A 20,644-nucleotide genomic window follows, 5' to 3' on the forward strand; every position below is an offset into this window, starting at 1 on the left:
TCCATCTCGCAGGACACCGCTGCGGGGACGATTACCTATATAGATGAAAACGGAGACCCGACGGTATTGGACATTGCTGCCATTATCGCCCAGCACGAGACATTGACCTCGGCTACTTTCGATCCCACGACCGGTATCCTGACCTACAACGATGAGGATGGCGTGGCCACCGACCTTGACCTGGGGGCGATGATACCTAACTTCGAGACCGTTACCACATTGGTGGACAACGGCGACGGCACGTACACCTACACTTCGGAGGACGGCACCGTTACTACGGTTGATGTGCCCGCTGACATCGTCAACCAGTTTGAGGACATCGTGAACAGCGGCCCTGTTACGGTCAACGGCAATACGTACAATAGCATCGAAGAATATCTTGAGTATATGGTTACAGCCAACGAGACCGTTACCACCTTGGTGGACAACGGCGACGGCACGTACACCTACACTTCGGAGGACGGCACCGTTACTACGGTTGATGTGCCCGCTGACATCGTCAACCAGTTTGAGGACATCGTGAACAGCGGCCCTGTTACGGTCAACGGCAATACGTACAATAGCATCGAAGAATATCTTGAGTATATGGTTACTGCCAACGAGACCGTTACCACCTTGGTGGACAACGGCGACGGCATGTACACCTACACTTCGGAGGACGGCACCGTTACTACGGTTGATGTGCCCGCTGACATCGTCAACCAGTTTGAGGACATCGTGAACAGCGGCCCTGTTACGGTCAACGGCAATACGTACAATAGCATCGAAGAATATCTTGAGTATATGGTTACTGCCAATAGTAGCGACGACCAGCAATTAAGCTTTGATTCAGGAACAAACATTTTAACATTAGAAGATGGCGGTACAGTAGATTTGAGCGGTTTAGTAAACACCGACGACCAGCAAATTACAGATTTTAGTCTAGATGGAACCACAAACGTACTTACCCTTACATTAGAAGACGGAGGTACGCAATCGGTAGACCTATCTGGATATGTAGGTATAGATACAAACACCACCAATATAAGTTTAACCGAAGACGGTACAGATTTAATTTTAACAGATAGCGATGGCGGTGAAGTAAAAATTGCATTAGCAGATTTAGCTGCACAAATTAACACCGACGACCAGCAAATTACAGATTTTAGTTTAGATGGAACCACAAACGTGCTTACCCTTACAATAGAAGACGGTGGTACGCAAATGGTAAATTTAAGTGGTTTAAGTAGCAATCCTTCAGTAGTAACACCAGTTACAACAGCAGGAGTAACAGCGGGTCTTACACCGCAAACTATTGCAACACACGACGATGGTGCAGGTACTACAGAAAATATCCAAGAAACCGTAACAACCTTTAACGACCTTGATAATGATGGTATTTTTACATACACTAGCGAAGACGGTATAACTACAGATATTGCTGGGAAAGAACCTTGGTACAACCAAGATGCTGTTGGCACACAAGCTACACAAAACACCCAAAATATTTATCAAATGGGTAATGTAGGTATCGGCACAGACGATATGTTAGGGACAACAAACCCAGATGTGAAGTTAGCCGTAAATGGTTCTATTTTAACCACCAACTCTATCTATGCCGATTACGTTTTCGAGGATTATTTTGATGGTTACTCAGTTATAAATAAAGACTATAGTTTCAAATCATTAAAAGAGGTGGAAACCTTTATTAACAACAATCGTCATTTACCAGGTATAACAAATATCGACTCTTTAGCAAAAAATGAAAAGGGCGAATACCAAATAAACATTTCTGAATTGTCTGTTCAAGTGTTGGAAAAAGTAGAAGAATTATACTTGCACACTATAGACCAGCAAAAGTTAATCGAGTCCAAAGACAAGGAAATTGAGCAACTTAAAAAGAAACAAGAAGAAATGGAATCTAGAATGAATAGATTGGAAAGTTTGATGCTACAAAACAGCGATACCAAAAAATAGACAATCTTTCTTATTATGGCTTTTCTCCTTTTAAAAAAAGGAGAGAAGCTTATAAAATGAAATCTATGAAAAAATTATACTTATTACTTTTATCAACATTTTTCGCCTGTGTATTTATTCCTACTATGGATGCGCAGGGTCCGGGAGGAGTTGCTCCTGCAGCTTGGTATAAGGCGGATGCTCAAAACACTGTGTTTTCAGATGCAGGGGTAACCCAGGCTACGGACAATTCCAATATACAACAATGGAACGAATATCTCGGTGCTGTACACAACTTGAATCAATCAACTTCGGCTAGGCAGCCTTTATTTTCCGACCAAACTACATTGGTAAACTTTAACCCGACGATAACCATTAGTGGCCCAAATGATGATTATCTAGAGTATCAACCAGCTACAGGCGTTAATATTATAGACCGTACAGAAGGCACCCTATACGTTGCAGGTTATTTAAATGTTGTTGGCCCTGCGGGTATTATGGGCTTTGATGCAACTATGGATTATCCAGGGTTGCATACCTCTAATAATGGACAGAATAACTTGTTGTTTTTTACAGGTGGCCCTGGTTACCAAGGGTTGAGTACCAACTCATTCACCGATAACAACTATTTTATATCGGGAGCCAATTGGATAAATGGAGATGGGGCAAATTCTTCATATGCCTCCTCCATTGTTTCGTTGAATGGTGTTCGGTCATCGTACAACAATACTGAACTTCAAAATGCAATAATTAATAACGCTTCTCGTGACATTAGAGTTGGGCGTGATAGCAATTGGGGTGGTATGAACGGTCAGGTAAACGAGGTTATCATTTTCGAGAACGCCTTGTCTATGGCAGAAATGGACCGTGTAGAGTCTTATCTAGCCATAAAATATGGTAATACCTATGCACAAGGCGGTAGTGATTATGTAAACGCAGCAGGTGCAACGGTTTGGACAGCAGATGCTACATATAATCAAAATATTTTTGGTATTGCCAGAGACGATGCTTCTGAACTCTACCAAAAACAATCAAAAAGTACCAACCAAAACCAACAATTAGTTATTGGTGCAGGCAGTGGGCTATTCAATACCAATGCTGCAAATACTAATACGCTGACCAACGGTCAGTTTTTAATGGTTGGAGACAACGGTTTAGCACAAAGCTTAACTACGCCATTAGTATATTCAGGCGGAAACGGTGAGACCAATTTCCGTTTCGAGTCTATTTGGAAAGTACAAAACACCAATGGCGTAGGGCAAGTAACCATAGCTTGGCCTGCAGGTATTGATAATTTATATGCAGTACAGTCTAGCGACGAAACTTTTGACGGTAGCGACAATTTTACTGCTATGACTGGTACAGTGAATATTAACGGTGTAGATTATAACACCGCAACGCTTACCCTAACAAATGGACAGTATTTTACATTTACTGGTTACGCTCATGCACCAGGTGGTGTTTTATCCAATCTTTTAATGTGGCATAAAGCCGATGATGGTGTTACAACTCCTGGTCAAAAAGATATTTGGAAGGATGTATCAGCTAACGGACGTGATGTGTTTCAACCAAACAACAATGCAAACGAACCACTCTTGGTGACCGATGCTATGTATGCAGCCGATAGTAAAAACTATGGCTTCAACTTTAATCCGTTTTATTATTTTGACGGTACAAATGACTTTTTCTATAACGAAAACCAAGTATATTTCCCTACAACAGATAGCCCAGGTTCAGCCTATGGAGTTATGATGAATGCTGACGTAGGAGGTTGGAGAACGCCTTATGGATGGGGCGATGACGACCCTAATTTGGTCAAAGGAAACGATAATTATTACATAACTAGAGATAATGGTACGGCAATTAATGAAGATGTAGGTGCCAACTCTCTTCCAGCACACATTGGGGGGATGAGCTGGAGAGGAGCAACCAATGGAATTTACTTAAACGTTAACGGACAAATTTATGCTAACGAAACCACCAACATCGGTTCCATACAATCAGCAGTAAACTTTGCAATAGGCTCTGAAGGATTTGGTCTTACAGGTAATGGTAGCGAGGTATATCAAGGTGGTTTGCCAGAGGTGTTTGCCTACAGTGCAGATCACCAGAACGCTACAGGAGATGAAAAGCAAAGAATCAACTCTTACCTTGCCATTAAATATGGTATTACACTTTTAGATGACGCAGGAACAGCAGTTCCAGATTATTTAAGTAGTGCATCAGTTACGGTATGGGATGCTACAACAAATGCCAGCTACAACAATAATATTTTTGGTATAACCAATGATTATCTGTCTGATTTGCACCAAAAACAATCGAAAAGTATCAACGCAGGCCAACAATTAATTATTGGTGCAGGCGGCTCATTATTCGACACCAATGCAGCCAACACCAACACTTTAACAAACGGTCAATTCTTACTAGTAGGAGACAATGGTCTGGCACAAAAACTAACAACACCCTTAGTCTATTCCGGTGGTGCAAACGGCGATACCAATTTCCGTTTCGAAGCCATCTGGAAAGCACAAAATACAAATAGTGTAGGTACAGTTACTGTGGCTTGGCCAAAAGGCGTAAACAATTTGTACCTGGTACAATCTTCAGACGAGACTTTTACCAATACTGATACGTTTACATCAATGGCTACAGAAGTTACGATTAACGGTGTGGTATACAATACAGCTACAGTTACATTAGCAGACGGACAGTATTTTACTTTGGCAGGATTCCAATATGCGCCAGGAGGTGTTACATCTGCAGCGTGGTACCGTGCAGATGCGGTGAGTACTATGTTTACAGATTCTGGTACAACTCCAGTAACAGATGGAACAACGATACAACAATGGAATGAGTTCAACAACAAACCATTCCCATTATCACAAACCGTTAACCCTTCATATCGACCAGATTTTTCTGATGCTACCACTTTAGTCAATTTCAACCCGACGGTAACCTATACAGGTGGTCAAAAATGGTTACAGTATGACGGAAATGTAGATGGAAATATGATTGACAGAAGCAGCGGAGCACTTTTCTCAGCAGGAAGCACTACAAGCCAAGCTCCATTTATAGGGTTTGGAGTCTCAGGCGCAGGCAATGCTATGGATGATCCAGGTTTGTATAGATTCAATCCTGATAAACTTTTATTTTACCCTAGACTAGGTGAGTATGATCCAGTAAGTACTTACACCATAGATGGTCCATTTATTGGCGGAGGTACTTGGGAGAATGGCGCCGGTACTGATGGTAATAATTTAGTTGACATCACACTTGGTGGTTATCACGAAACTTTTGATAATGCTATAACTGATGTTCGTCTTGATGCCAACCGCAATGCCTTTATGGTAGGTAAGGCAGATGCAGGCTATCAGTTGGATGGCCAACAAAACGAAATGATTGTGTTTGACAGTAAATTATCTACTGACGAATTGAATCGCGTAGAATCTTACTTGGCGATTAAATACGGACAAACTTTGAGTGTAGATCAAAACAGAAATTATTTAAGTTCTACAAGTACTGTAGTTTGGGACGGAGCTGACGCCAATTATTACAACAATGTTTTTGGTATTGCCAGAGACAACATTTCTGCATTGCACCAAAAACAATCACAAAGTGCCAACGCAGGACAACAATTAATTATTGGTGCAGGTACTAGTGGTTTAGCCAATACCAATGCAGCTAACACCAATACATTATCTGACGGTCAGTTTTTATTAGTAGGAGACAATGGATTATCACAATCATTATCAGAATCGCTTGTTTATACAGGCGGTAGCAATGGCGAAGTAAATTTACGTTTCGCAGCTATCTGGAAAGCGCAAAACACCAATGGTGTAGGTGCTGTTACAGTGGCTTGGCCAGGTAATGTGCGCAATTTGTATGTGGTAAAATCTTCAGACGAAACCTTTGATGGTAGTGACAATTTCACCGAAATGACCACAGACGCGACCATTAATGGAGTAGCTTACAAAACAGCAACCATCTCATTGGCAGATGGTGAGTACTTTACCTTTGCTGGTTATGGATACGCACCTGCAGGTGTAATCAATAATTTGAGCTATTGGTACAGAGCCGATAAAGACGCTGACAATACAGGTGACGGTACAGATGTAACCTCGTGGACTGACTTTTTCTCAGGAACGGTAACATCACAACTGGGAAGTTTAGATTTACCTAAGTATGCAGAAGGGGCTGCTAATTATTTCAACTTCAACCCGGGTATCAACTTTACAGCAGTTAACCAGTCATTAGCAAACTTAAATGTTCAGACTTTAAGTAGTACCAACTTTGACATCTTTACACTTACCAAAGAAGGTCTAACCAATACCGGAGGAAATGCCTACTCTCGTATATTTAGTATAGGTATGGATAATACCACTTTTAATGGAACTAACTGGGACTCTCCTGGTCTAATCTATAATGGTAATTATATTTCGCGTAATAACACCGGAGGTGCTCCAACAGGTGCTGCTAGTGTTGGCGGAGTTGTTTTTGATGCCAATATACCTAGTATTATGTATCGATACAATACAGATACTTTTGTCAATCAAGGTTTAAATGGTGCTGAAAATGGTAGCGATTTAACTTTTTCAGCAAGAGGACAAATGATAGGAGGGCATATTTTTGGTGAGCAAAGAGATGCTGGAACCGCAAACGGTGATGACCCTGGATTTATTGGTAACCTAGGAGAAACCATCGTATATGGCGCTGGTAACTTAACAACCGAAGAAAGAAGACGTGTAGATTCGTATTTGGCAATCAAATACGGTATCACATTAGACAGAGTAGATACAGACCACTATTTAGGGTCAACTGCTTCTGCGACCTCAATTATTTGGGATGGTGCCGATAATACAGCCTTCAACAATAATATTTTTGGTATGGCAAGAGCTGATATTGGTGGCTTTGAGCAAAAAGTATCAAAAAGTGTCAATGCAGGAACTATTTTAACTCTAGCTACTGATGATGATTATACGGCAAGCAATATGGATGCTTCTAGAACAAGCTTTACCAACAACGAAGCCTATATATTGTTTGGAGATAACGAAGCAACTGGCGAATCCTCATTGGCTACGGACCCTTGTACGGGCGAAACATTAAACCCTGCTTTAATTACAACCAACAGAGTATGGCGTGTACAAAACACCAATGCAACTGATGCAGTGTGGTTACAAGCAGATTTAAGTGCCTATACATTCAATTCAGAAATTGAAATATGGATAGCAAATGATGATGCATTTACAACCAATTTAATTAGAGTTCCAGCAGCATCTTATGCAGCAGGTATTGCTAGCTTTAAGGCTAAATTCCCTAAAGATGCAGTAAGATACATCAAGTTTGCAGGTGTTGTAGGAGCAAGTAATTGCGACGTATGTACTGGCGGAAACTTTATCTTTAGAACAGGTAGAAGCTGGGATACACTTGCAGAAAGAACCAATAATGTTATTGATCAAGAAAACATAGGGTCAACAGACCAAGGAATCTTGTATGTAGATATGGATGTTGCTGACCCTGCAAATGTAGAGTACGGCCCTAACAGCACGCCAAGAGCTTACGGTAGATGGATGATTTCTAGACGTTATGATAACCAAAACGTAGCCCTTACCCATACCATTGAGCTAAACCAAGATGTGGCGGCTGCAAGTTTCCAAATTTCTAATATCAATACCTATTTAGATAATGCGAATAAATTTACCATTAAAGGGTACGATTGTGATGGCAACGAGGTAGCACCTATTATTACAGATGCATATCCGCGCTCTGCAACAACAACCTATGATATTAATGGTAATGAAGTAGTAGGTACCAAACCGTATAGAGGATTAACTTCACTATACTCAACGGCAAATGTTAGATTTAACAAGTCTATTAATAAAATAGAAATTATTGCCGAAGTAAACCGTAACAATACGAAAAACACCTTAAGATCGTTAAATATTGGCGACATCTCATTCGAGTGTATGGTGGCTTTACCACCTAACGAAGATGGTGTAAACATTGTTCAAGATTTTACACAAAGTGAAGATGTACCAACGTGTATGGACACTACTATGCGTTTACGTATTGTAAACTCTAGTTGTGAAGACAGAACCATAAATATCTCACAAACCTTACCAGCTGGTTTAGAGTTTGTAGATGATACCTATAACGATTCTGACTTTGGAGCAGGAACAACAGCTTATACCCACAATGCTAGTACATTTACATTAAATGGATTGGTGGTGCCTGCAGGTACTACAAACTACCTGTATGTTAATGTAAGAAGCACAGCAGGTACAACAACTACCTACAATACATCTAGTAGTTATACGGTAACATCCGGATCAGGAAACACCTATTCTAGTGTAGATCCTGCAGCAAACCCAGATAGTGAAGTTAGCTTTGAGGCTAGTACTTATACTACACCAGATGTAACAATTAACTATACGGCTAGCGAAACCTGTTTAGAAAGCGGTACGCCGGCAACTTACACAGTAGAATTTACAAATAACAGTGGAAGCGCTATTACCGGAGCTACTTTACAAGGATTCTATGCTTTAGGACAAGAAATTTCTTCTGTAACCCTAAATAACGGAATTACAGGAACACAAGAAATTGGCGCAGCGGGCGATAGCTATATTGAATACTCCAATGTAACTATTCCAACGGGTACAAGTTCTATTGATGTGGTATTAGATATCACCAGCGACATCTTTACCGATGCCCCTACGGCATCTAGTGTTTTCCAGCTAATTACAGCACCGGGCAACGCCTGTGCCGAAGAAAACCCAATAGTGTCTAATGTACTCACATTGGAACAATGTACTGTCGATCCTGATCTATGTGTGGAAGAAGTGGCGGGAAATACCTTTTCTTCTGAAGGAGGTGTTCCGGTAACCTTTAACCAACCAGCTACCAATTTTGGTTTCCAGTTTGATATTTATACTTTGGACAATTCCTTCAATATGGATATTAACGGCGTTCAGTTAGCTACTCAAGAAATTCAATTCCAGTCGGCTGGGACAAGTGGAATTAATGTGCGATTTGTTGATGGTGACGAGTATGAGACTAATACAGCTGCAATATGGCAGATGACCGGTAATGCTTCTGCACCACTAATACGCGTTGTTATTGCTCCTAATGGCGATGTGAGTATGTACGGAAGCAAGACTTCCGGTGGGGCATTGCACCCTTTGGAGTTGTTTAACGGCAACAGCTTTAACTCTATTGTTTGGAATGATGGAGCACCAAACACCATCGTGGCTACCCAATCGGTAGTGGGTACAACCTATATCAGTGGATATGGAAGCGGCTTAAATAAAATACCTTGCCCTTATTGTACCCAACCGGGAGCAACAGGAACGCCAACAGAGTTCACCAAAACAGGTATTTCAGACAGAGACGGCGCTGTAGGTACATGGCCAGGTAATGTGCCAAATGGTTTTATTGCCATACAATCTACAGACCAAGGGTTTGTCATTACACGTTTAACCACTGTACAAATAGACGCATTAAATGCCGTAGAAGGTATGTTGGTGTACGATACAGACGAACAATGTGTCAAACTATACAACGGTACTGTTTGGAAATGTATAGAAAGAAGTTGTAATAATTAATGCGCTATAAGGCTATAGGCTATTAGCATAAGGCCTAAAACCTACAGCATAAATCATAAACAAGAAATGAAAAAATCAATTTTAATAGCAATAGGATGTTGTTTCATTGGTAGTTTGGCTTATGCTCAAACCGCCATAGAAAAGCAAACCGTAGATGGCGATGCTGTTTTAGATTTTGCAGCAGGTACTACAAAAGGGATCATTCTCCCAGCAGTAGAAACGTTGCCAGCAACACCAGCTAATGGTACATTCCTTTTTGATAAAAACGACGCTACGGTAAAAGTGTACGAAAACAGCGGATGGATGAATTTAAGCGATGCAGGCGATGATACCAATGTGTTAGCATACACAGGCACGCCAAACAATAAGCAAACGGTAATAGGTAGCCAAAGCACAACAGTAGATGGCGTTTTGGTACTTGAGTCAACAAACAAGGCTTTAATACTTCCTAAAATAGCTTCGCCACATTTAAATGTGCCTAGCCCATATCCGGGAATGATGTGCTATGATACTGACGCCAAAGCACTTGCGGTTTTCGATGGTACTAATTGGAGCTATTGGAAATAGAATCAGAAATCAAAGTTCCTAGATTATGGAAAATGAAAGTTTTAAATAAAACAAAGTAATCTCAAAGGTAATATGAATAAGTATATATATACATTATTAACAATATCGTTCGTAAGTTTTCGATTGAGCGCTCAAATTACAAACCAAGGAGAGGCGACTGTTGCTCCGGAAACGATTGTTAGTATGGTCAGCGATTTCGACAATACTCCATCTGGCGAGTTCTTCAACGATGGAAACATCTATATTTACGGTCACTTTAACAATGATGGGGTTGTAGATTTTTATCAAAACACGGGGCTAACACAGTTTACAGGGGGTTCCGACCAGAACATTAGCGGGGCAAAAGTGAGCTATCTATACGATGTTTACTTTAACAATTCTAGCAATACTGTGCCTTTTAAAGTTTCTGGAAGTATAGATATTAGTGGCGAAGCAGATTTTTACAACGGTATTTTGGACAATGATAATTATGGAGGCAAAATAACTTTCAATACGGATGCTTTTCATATAAACACTTCAGATTACAGCCACGTAGATGGACCTGTCAATAAATTTGGAAATACAGAATTCACCTATCCCATTGGCGATGGTGGGTTTTACCGTTTCGCAGGTATTTCGGCACCTTCAAACACAGCTGCCATTTTTGAAGGAAAATTCTATTTTGAAAATTCCGACGTACTGTATCCGCACAAATTTAAAGCGGGTGTAATACAAGAAATTGACAACCAAGAATATTGGACTATTAAAAAAGAGTCCTCCACTAATGAGGAAATGTTAATTACCCTTTCTTGGCGCGATGTTACTACCCCACAACCTATGATAGATGCCGCCCAGCGCGATGCACTTACCATTGTACGGTGGAATCCAGACACCAATATGTGGGTAGACGAAGGAGGAGCCATAAATCTAGAGGCCCAAACAATAACCACAGCCGTAAACGGTTACGGCGTATTTACTTTTGGCCGTGTAAAAACGGATCTTGTCCTTTCAGGTGATATTGTGGTATATAATTCAGTAACCCCAAACGGCGATGGCAAAAACGATTATTTCTTTATTGACACCTCAAACAGCAAAGATATTTACAATCTCAATGTTCAGGTTTTCAACCGATGGGGTGTAAAGGTTTTCGAGTCTGACAATTACGGAATAGATGGCGATGTATTTGATGGGTTTTCAAAAGGAAGGATGACCGTTGACAAATCCGAACAATTACCTACAGGTACCTATTTTTATATTTTGGATTACCAATATGGCAACCCATCAGAAAATAAGCGACATAAACAAGCTGGTTTTTTATATCTAAGCGGCAATTAATAAGAAAGAAATCTCATGAATATTAAAATATCAAAATTATTTGTTTTTATGCTACTGGGATGTATGTTTTCAGCGGCTCCTGATGTTCAGGCACAGCAAGATTCACAGTTCACCCAGTATATGTATAACACCGTAAGTATAAATTCAGCCTATGCAGGTACCCGTGGCTCTTTAAGCATGCTCGGAGATTACCGAAACCAGTGGATAGGTCTTGACGGTGCACCAGAGACCTTAAACTTCTCAGTACACTCACCAATAGGTGTACAAGGTGTCGGACTTGGACTGGGTTTTACAAGTGATAAAATTGGGCCATCGGTCGAAAGTATTGTAACAGCAGACTTTTCATATACCGTAAATGTCTCGGAAGGAACACAACTATCATTCGGATTAAAAGGTGGTTTTTCATTTTTAGATATAGATCCAACCAAGTTGGTTATTTACGATCCTAATGATTACGACCTGTCAGAAAACAATTATCGCTCTCCAATTATTGGCGCGGGACTTTACTTGCACTCTGAGAATTGGTATCTGGGACTCTCCTCACCAAATTTTTTGGAAACAGATCACTATGACGATGTGCAAGTATCAACCGCGACCGAAAAAACACATGTTTACTTTATAGCGGGTTATGTGTTTACCTTGAATCCAAACCTAAAACTAAAACCTACCCTATTGGCAAAAGCAGTATCTGGTGCTCCTTTGGCAATTGATGTTTCGGCAAACGCCCTACTTTACGATCGCGTAACCCTTGGTCTAGCCTATAGATTTGATGCTGCAGTAAGTGCCTTAGCAGGGTTTCAGGTGAATGATAATATAATGATTGGCTATGCCTACGATTATGACACGACCCCATTAGGAAATTACAACGACGGATCTCACGAGATCTTTTTACGATTTGAACTAGGCACCAAGCTTAGAGCTAAGGTAAACCCGAGATTCTTCTAAAATCAAGTGATCCTTAGCCTAATAAAAATAAAAATTATCTACAGATGAAGAACAACATTACTATAACCCTCCTCTTTATATTTCTTTTGGGCTTCTTGGTGCCAATTAATGCCCAAGACCAAAAACTAACCAAGGCCACTTCCAGTTACGATCGTTTGGATTATGTGGATGCCCAAAAAATATATCTTGCCGTAGCTGAAAAGGGATATACTTCCGAAGAGCTTTTCTCCAAACTGGCAAATACCTATTACTTTAACGCACAGTATGGCGACGCGGTAAAATGGTATGGCAAACTTTTTGAACTCAATCAAAACCCAAAATCACCTATTGATTTATTGCGGTATTCACAATCCTTGAATGCCACCGGAAACCACCAAAAAGCAGCCAAATACTACGATATTTTTATCGCTAAAAACGGTACAGACCCGAAAGCCATAAAAGTTATTGACTATTTAAACTTAATACAACAAAACTCAGGAAGATATCAGTTGCATCCCATAGATGCAATTTACGATGAAGATAGAGTAACCTTCGGCCATACAAAGGTCGGCAACAAATTGGTTTATGCAGCAACCGTAGATAACCCTACTATACTGAACACTAAAAATGCTTGGGACGGATTGAGCTTTCTTTCTTTATACGAAATTGAACTCGACCAAGACAATGTTGCCACTGGGAAACCTACCAAAATAAGAGGAAAATTGAACAGTAGGTTCCACGAGTCGTCTCCTATTTACACCAAGGACGGAAATACTATGTACCTTACCAGAAGCAACCTTACTGCTAAAAACAGAAAGAACGATCAAAACTTAAAAATATACAGATCAGTAAAAAAGGATAATGTCTGGCAAAAACCCGAAGAACTTCACTTTAACAGCGATGTTTATTCTTCGGCACATCCCGCTCTAAGCCCAGATGAAACCAAACTTTACTTTTCTTCAGACCGTCCAGGCGGGTTTGGAGAATCAGACCTTTATGTGGCGAGCATTGCTACGGACGGCACCATTGGCAAACCCGTAAACCTGGGCCCAGACATAAACACAGCCGGGAAAGAAACCTTCCCATTTGTTTCGGAAGACAATGAGCTTTATTTTTCATCCGACGGACATTTTGGTCTTGGAGGATTGGATGTATTTTATGTAAAAATCAAGAATGGAGGATACGGTAACCTACTAAACGTTGGCGCCCCTATAAACTCTTATGCAGATGATTTTTCCTTTGGAATAAACAAGGAAACAAAAAAAGGATTTATAAGCACCAACCGTTCCCAGAGCGAAGGAACCTTCGTACACGATAACATATACACGTTCATAGAAACAGAACCGATTAAAGAAGTGTACCAAGCAAAAATTGATGGATACGTAACCGATAAACAAACTGGTTTACCAATTGCAGGTGCCACTGTTGCACTAACTGATTCTGAAGGCAAGCTATTTCAATCACTTACTACCAATGCAGATGGTTATTACGCTATTGAGACCAATAGGTATAATATTTACACAATCCGTGCAAGCCAGGAACTTTATGATACAGATGAAAAAATATCGAAATCTGGATTAGAACAACAGACAATAAACTTCCAATTACAAAAAAACAAAGCGCAGATTATTCCAGGGACCGATTTGGCAGAAGTGTTGAACATCCCGATTATTTACTTTGATTTTGACAAGTGGAACCTCCGCCCTGAGGCCGAGATTGAACTTCAGAAGGTATTGGAGGTGTTAAGAGAGCATCCTGCACTTAAAATAGATATCCGCTCGCATACCGATAGCCGAGGTAGTGATAGTTATAATATGACACTATCAAACAGACGCGCCAAATCCACTATGGAGTATTTTATAGCACATGGCATAGACAGGGATCGTTTAACAGCACGCGGTTTTGGGGAAACACAATTGGTAAACTACTGTGGTAACAACATTGAGTGTACCGAGGCCGAACACCAACAGAACAGAAGATCGGAATTTATTGTGAAGGAGTAAAATATTGTAAATGAGTAGAGATTAATATTTGGTTTGTTTAGGAAACTATCCCACTAAGTGTGTTAGTTTAAATTAACAGGGGTTGGACTTTTTTAAAGTCTGACCCTTTTTTCATAGATCGTTAGGAACTGATTTAAAATGATGCCCCAGTTCCTTATAGGCATTGTCCATTTTTTAGTTGCTTCACGTACTGCCAAATATACAGATTCCATTACAGCATCGTCTGTTGGAAATGAAAGTTTATTCTTGGTATACTTTCTTATCTTCCCATTTAGATTCTCGATAAGATTTGTGGTGTAAATAATCTTCCTAATCTCCACAGGGAACTCATAAAACACTGTAAGGTCTTCCCAGTTATCGCACCAGCTTTTGACGGCAATATAAATAGTCTTGTTGATGACCTTTGAATTCTCCCGTACCTTGAAGACTATACGTCCTTCCAGACAATGAGATATACGGGTTCCAATGGACGGTTCTGCTAAGCAACTATATCTCCAGATATCTTTTCTGCAATCCTTGATATGGTCGAGGTAGACACGTCAAAACCATAGACTTCACGAATCTGCTCCTCAATATCGCTGTTGCTCATTCCTTTGGCATAGAGGGGCACAATTACGTTTTCGATACCATCGACCATATTGCCCCGCATAGGTACTATCGTAGGATTGAACGAGGCATCCCGATCTCTGGGAACAGTAATCTCGGATTCGCCAATGGATGTTTTGATTTTCTTCTTGGAGTGTCCGTTGCGAACATTGTTACCTGTGGATTTTTGATGCTTGTCGTAAATCAAGTGGCCATCGAGCTCACCTTCGAGCATCTTTTCAATCCCACGTTTTTGAATCTGCTTCAAAAAGCTCGTAAGCTCTTCGTGATATTTGAATTGCTTCAGAAAATCATCTGAAATTAAATCGTCTTTCTTCATAATGTGTACATATTTAAAATTAAACAAAAAAATAGCGGGGGCCGGCCCCCGCTATTTTTTTAACTTACACGCTTTATGAGATAGTCCCTTTCTTTACTTTTTTAATAAAATAAGAAGGAGTAACATCGGTTTCTTTCTTAAACGCAATAACAAAAACTTGTGATGATGAATATCCACACTCTTCAGCAAGATAATTGATTTTGTATTCTCTATATTTCGGATCTTCAAAAAGCTTATTGGTTATGTAATTAATTCTTAACCCATTGAGATAGTCTCTGAAATTTTTCTCCGTTTTGAGCTTAATGGTTTGAGAAAGATACTTTGTGTTTGTGTTAAAACGGGTTGCTAACCAGGTTAGATTTACTTCCTTTTTAAGGTAAATATTGTTTTTTTCAAAGTTTTTTAATTTATCTAGTAAATAACTCGTAGCTTCATCATTTATTACAATGATCCCTTCTTCAGATTTCTCATCTTCATATAGTTTTTTAGCTTCTATTTTTTTTATTAAAGCTAAATATTTTTCATTGATTTTTTTATTTTTCCTTCTCCAAAAAATGAATAGTGCTATAATAATAGACAAGGATGCTATTGCAATAATGAGCGCATTCTTTTTATTGCTTTTTTTAAGAGATCCGCTTACTTCTGTTATTTTATGGGTCAATGGCACATCAATGCTGTTTTTTTCTGTAAGTGCAATACTGTCTTTTAAAAAAGTATATTTTCCTAGATATTCTTTCGATTTATCTTTCTCTCCAAGCTCTAAATAAGAACTGGCAAGAAACTCAAAAGATTCTACCCTATGGTAAGGTGCATTGTATTTTTTTTCTAGATTTAATGCTCGCTTTGCAAAGCTTATAGATTCTGAGTATTCGCCCTTTTCCATGTACAACCAACTCACCTGATTAAATAGCATGATTTCATTTCTGGGCAGAATATTGTAATTTTCATTGATTTTTAAAGCTTTGTCAAGGTATTCCTCAGCCAATTCTAGATAGCCATTTTCATCTACTAGTTCTAAAGAATGAATGGCCATGCGCATATATGCAAAAGCAATCATGTCATACTTTAAATCTTTAGATATAAGGTTGTTTCCATCTTCAATTAGATATGCTTTTTCTATACTTTTATCTAAATAAATCAGTGTAGAGTCTTTAGAAAACTCTTTGAAGTGTCTTGAATGGAATAATAAGGTGTAATTTTCATAACATAGTGAAAGAACGTAATTTTTTTGATTTACATCTTTTAAACTTTCGGCATAGTTAATGGCAGCTTTAAAATCTTTCCTACTATCATTAAGCATTCCAAGGTATCCAAACGCTAAACCATTAAGTTGATAGATGCGGGCTAATAGTAATCTAGAGGATTCATCATTTGCAGTTTGTTTTTTTAGCCGATTTCCTATTTTTATAACATTATCATTTTGCCCTAAATCGACATAGTATCGCATTAGTTTAAAGCCAGATTTTAAAATACCGTTATTGTATTCAAATTTTATAGACTCTTCCAATAACTTTTTGTACTCTATTTCTTTTTGAGCAGGATTTGTTGTGGTATCTGAAGAAATTTTAATGAATTTTTCATCGATTTTCTCTTCGCTACTTACTTCTTGAGAAAAAGTATTTGTATGAAATAAACAAAAAAATATAAAAAGTAGATAAGGCAATTTCAATATTTAAAATTTTTAAAGGTTTATATTTCCTATGTTCAACAGATAAGTGCAACTCAAAATAAAAATCATTGGGGGCTAGCCCCCAATGATTGGCCAAGTGCTAAATTTGCGTTGCAATGAAATATAAACAACTCAGCCGAGAGCAAAGATACCAAATTGGTGCATTGTTGGAGGCAGGAAACAACAAAAGTGAGATAGCCGATATCCTTGGCGTCCACAAGAGTACAATTGGCCGGGAACTGAAGAGGAACATCGGCAAACGCGTGCAGCACGCGGGCCTATACCCGCCCCGACTGGCATAGGGCAAGACCGAAAAAAGGCACAGGGCCAAGCACAAGAAGGTAAAACTGACAAAAGAGCTCAAGGACCAGGCAGCCGGGTGGCTCAGGAAGGAACGGTGGAGCCCCGAGCTCATTGCGGTCGAATGGAAAGTCCTTGGCATAGAAGGGGTTTCCCTGGAGTGCATCTATCAATGGATATGGGAATGCAAGAAAAGCAACCGAAAAGAGAACCTGCCCTATAAAGACCTTTACCGTTATCTGCGTCACGGCAGGCGGAGATCCAAGCGTGGCAACTATAAAAACAGCCGGGGCACGATAAAGGACAGGGTGTCGATAGAGCAGCGGCCAGAGGTTGTTGAGGGCCGCAGGCGCCTGGGCGATGTGGAAGTTGACCTGATGATGGTAAAGGATCACAAATCCGCCTTGTTGGTAATGACAGAACGGTCAACGTTGACAACCACGATGGATTTTTTAAAAAGCAAGGACTCAAAATTGGTACAGGAAAAAATAAATGCACAGATATCCAGAATAGGGAGCAGCTGGATAAAAACAATGACCTTTGACAATGGAAAGGAGTTTGCGGGACACACAGAAATAGCCAGCACGCACAATGTGAAGACCTATTTTACCAGACCGTACACCTCGCAGGACAAAGGCACGGTAGAGAACAGGATCGGGCTCATCAGGAGGTTCTTGCCCAAGAAAACAGACCTGAACCTAATAAGCGAAGACAGGATAAGGGAAATTGAAAGACTGATAAATAACAGAAGAGTGAGAAAGTTTGGCTACATTAGCCCAATAGAAAAATTAAAATCAACTTGGCCAGTTGCACTTATAACATGAACATGGCTTTTATTATAAGGTACGAATTTTTAAATTAGTGGCATAATTAAGTGTAATCAAATAACTTTTTAAGAAAGTTTAAATCAAATAAATTATTCTATAATACTTTTGCGCATAACCAAGAATAGATCGACTTGCTCACGGCTTACTTTTTTCTGTTTTTACAAACATACAATAATCCTGATTTTTTATCTGCTTTTAGTATTCAAATAGAAATATCTTAACAATTACCTTCAATTTTGGTTTGCTTCTACCAATCGTAATTGGGATCAAAAAGTTCAAAAATATACTAAAGTTGAAACCTACATTGAACAGATTAAAACGAATTAAATGTATTTATGCGATAGATAATTACAGCTTTAAACCCGTTGTGCTTTTTGGCCAAATAGATCAGAAATCGAATGGACATCGTTTTAACATTATGCACAACAGTTAACAATAGATAAAAACTTATCTATTGATCTCTGAATTGTTTAATAGATAAAGCCCCATTTTTATTTTCCAGTACGGCATCTTTTCCTCAAAATATTCAAAATAGGGTTTTAGTGTATCCAAATTTCCTAATTGATCGTTCGCCTCCAGGATTTTCTTAATTTCATCGGAAGAAATAAATTGTAACAGGTCAATTTCCGCTCCTCCTTCGTGCATTTTTAAGAAATGTCCATATATAGAATCTTCCGAAAGACCCCGTTTTTCAGCAATTTCAGAAGCAGAGAGCTTTTCTTCAACAAACATTTTAAAACTGCGTTCGTAGGTGGGAAGGTTGTTTTCCAAACCATCCAAATGCCGATTGATGACTTTTAGGAAATCATCTGCATATTTTTCAAGTTTCGCCTCGCCAACACCTGAAACTTCTGCAAATGCTTTACGGGTTCGCGGTTTTTTGTGTTCCATATCTTCCAAGGTAGCATCGCTGAAAACCACAAAGGCGGGCTTGTTTATTTCTTCAGCCAATTTCAATCGAAGTTTCCTTAGTTTGTCGAAAAGTTCGGCTCGTTTTCTCGACGCCCGTTCGGTTTTTACGGTTTCCACTTCTTGAATGATATTTGCCAAACGTACCTTTTTGCCTTCGAACAAAACTTTTTTGGCGAGGGGTGTGAGCAATAACCGGCCATTTTCGTGGAAGTAAATTTGCAAAACCCCTTGGTTTAAAAGTTGGATGGCATATTGCTGCAGATCGCGCCATGCAATGTTTTTGGCCGCTCCGTAGGTTTTTATGTTTTGATAACCCTTATCGTGAACCTGTGCATTTTGTGCGCCGCGGAGCACGTCGAGAACCATCCCAAGGGCTTCCTGCTCCTCTAATCGCGCCACTGCCGAACAGATTTTTTGAGCGATAAGCGTGCCGTCAAAATATTTGGGCGGTGTTTTGCAGATGTCGCAATTGCCACAATCTTCGGTGATGTGCTCACCAAAATAGCCGAGCAACGCCTTTCTACGGCAACTCAAGGCTTCGGCGTATTGCTGCATGCGCTCCAGTTTTGCCAATTGATAGGTCTCGGTTTCGGAGCCCTCGGCAAATTTCCGAAGCATAATGACATCTGCAAAACTATAAAACAGGATGGTGTGCGCGGGCTGTCCATCGCGGCCACTCCGACCAATTTCCTGATAATAGCCGTCTATATTTTTTGGCATGTTATAATGTATTACCCAGCGTACGTTGCTTTTGTCGATGCCCATTCCGAAGGCGATGGTCGCGACGATTATCGGTGAAATATCGTTGATGAAATTTTCCTGGATTTGCGTTCTTTCCTCGGAAGTCAAGCCGGCGTGGTACGCTTCCGCTTTATAACCTTTTGCCGAAAGGGTGGCCGCGAGTTTCTCGGTACTTTTTCGGCTTAGGCAATAAATGATGCCACATTCGCCTTTATGGTTTCTTAAGAAATCGAAAATCTGCTTATTGCGGTTTTGACCGGGGCGGACGTCCAAATAAAGGTTGGGCCTGTCAAAGGAAGCGATAAACGTTTCAGCGTTTGGAATAGCGAGCTGCACGGCAATATCTTCCCGGGTGGCGCGATCTGCGGTTGCGGTTAAGGCTATTAATGGAACGTTTGGAAATTGTTCCTTCAAACTTTTAAGTTGGGTATAGGCAGGCCGAAAATCGTGGCCCCAACTGGAAATACAGTGCGCTTCATCAACCGCAAAAAGACCGATTTTTATTGTCTTCAGAATAAAATTTAACTGCGGAAGACTCTCGGGCGCTACATATAGCAATTTTAAATTTCCGCTTTGTAATTCCCTTAAAACTTGCTGTTGTTCCTCGTAGGGTTGCGAACTGTTGAAAAACTGGGCCGGAACGCCATTTGCTTTTAAGGCATCAACCTGGTCTTTCATTAAAGCAATTAATGGAGAAATCACTATCGCCGTACCATCCAAGGCCAAAGCCGGCAATTGAAAGCACAACGATTTCCCGCCGCCCGTAGGCATAATGGCAATCGTGTCTTTTTGGTCCATTACATTATTTATGATTTCTTCCTGGTTGGGAAGAAAGCTGTCGTATCCGAAATGCGTTTTGAGCAGCTCGAACTTATTTAGCTGGGCAGTTGTTTCCATTTTTGTAAAAATAGCGATTCAAACTTTTAAAA

8 protein-coding genes and 2 pseudogenes are annotated in these 20,644 nt (G+C 40.0%); 7 read left to right on the forward strand and 3 right to left on the reverse strand.

Going from position 1 to position 20,644, the window contains the following annotated elements; translation table 11 throughout:
- The 6 genes from POV26_RS01355 to POV26_RS01380 form a co-directional block, all read left to right on the forward strand.
- Nucleotides 1-1,956, forward strand: a 1,956-nt coding sequence (locus POV26_RS01355) for a hypothetical protein (protein ID WP_272854700.1), incomplete at its 5' end; no start/stop codon positions are given.
- Between the two features lie 65 nt (nucleotides 1,957-2,021).
- Entirely contained in the window at nucleotides 2,022-9,533 is a 7,512-nt protein-coding gene (locus POV26_RS01360; protein WP_272854701.1) for a DUF8202 domain-containing protein, read from the forward strand.
- 114 nt (nucleotides 9,534-9,647) lie between these two features.
- Nucleotides 9,648-10,100: a hypothetical protein gene (locus tag POV26_RS01365; protein WP_272854702.1), complete on the forward strand. Its 453-nt coding sequence runs from the start codon at nucleotides 9,648-9,650 to the stop codon at nucleotides 10,098-10,100.
- 183 nt (nucleotides 10,101-10,283) lie between these two features.
- On the forward strand, nucleotides 10,284-11,414 hold the full coding sequence (locus POV26_RS01370) for a T9SS type B sorting domain-containing protein (RefSeq protein WP_272854703.1): 1,131 nt from the start codon (nucleotides 10,284-10,286) through the stop codon (nucleotides 11,412-11,414).
- Nucleotides 11,415-11,429: 15 nt separating this feature from the next.
- Nucleotides 11,430-12,359, forward strand: a complete 930-nt coding sequence (locus POV26_RS01375) for a PorP/SprF family type IX secretion system membrane protein (protein WP_272854704.1) — start codon at nucleotides 11,430-11,432, stop codon at nucleotides 12,357-12,359.
- A 44-nt stretch (nucleotides 12,360-12,403) separates the two neighbouring features.
- Nucleotides 12,404-14,341: an OmpA family protein gene (locus POV26_RS01380; RefSeq protein WP_272854705.1), complete on the forward strand. Its 1,938-nt coding sequence runs from the start codon at nucleotides 12,404-12,406 to the stop codon at nucleotides 14,339-14,341.
- Nucleotides 14,342-14,433: 92 nt separating this feature from the next.
- On the opposite strand, the pseudogene POV26_RS01385 reads toward POV26_RS01380, so the two are convergent.
- Together POV26_RS01385 and POV26_RS01390 are read right to left on the reverse strand one after the other, a co-directional pair.
- Nucleotides 14,434-15,266: pseudogene (locus POV26_RS01385) on the reverse strand (transposase).
- A 73-nt stretch (nucleotides 15,267-15,339) separates the two neighbouring features.
- Nucleotides 15,340-16,929, reverse strand: a complete 1,590-nt coding sequence (locus POV26_RS01390; protein WP_272854706.1) for a helix-turn-helix domain-containing protein — start codon at nucleotides 16,927-16,929, stop codon at nucleotides 15,340-15,342.
- A 122-nt stretch (nucleotides 16,930-17,051) separates the two neighbouring features.
- Here POV26_RS01390 and POV26_RS01395 point away from each other — a divergent pair.
- Nucleotides 17,052-18,059 (forward strand): annotated as a pseudogene (locus POV26_RS01395) (IS30 family transposase).
- A 450-nt stretch (nucleotides 18,060-18,509) separates the two neighbouring features.
- Here POV26_RS01395 and recQ read toward each other — a convergent pair.
- The gene (gene recQ / locus POV26_RS01400; protein ID WP_272854707.1) at nucleotides 18,510-20,612 is read right to left on the reverse strand and encodes a DNA helicase RecQ; all 2,103 of its coding nucleotides are present in this window, start codon (nucleotides 20,610-20,612) and stop codon (nucleotides 18,510-18,512) included.
- Nucleotides 20,613-20,644: the final 32 nt, after the last annotated feature.

Source organism: Aequorivita todarodis (genome assembly GCF_028561335.1).
In the GTDB taxonomy this organism is placed as follows: Bacteria; Bacteroidota; Bacteroidia; order Flavobacteriales; family Flavobacteriaceae; genus Aequorivita; species Aequorivita todarodis.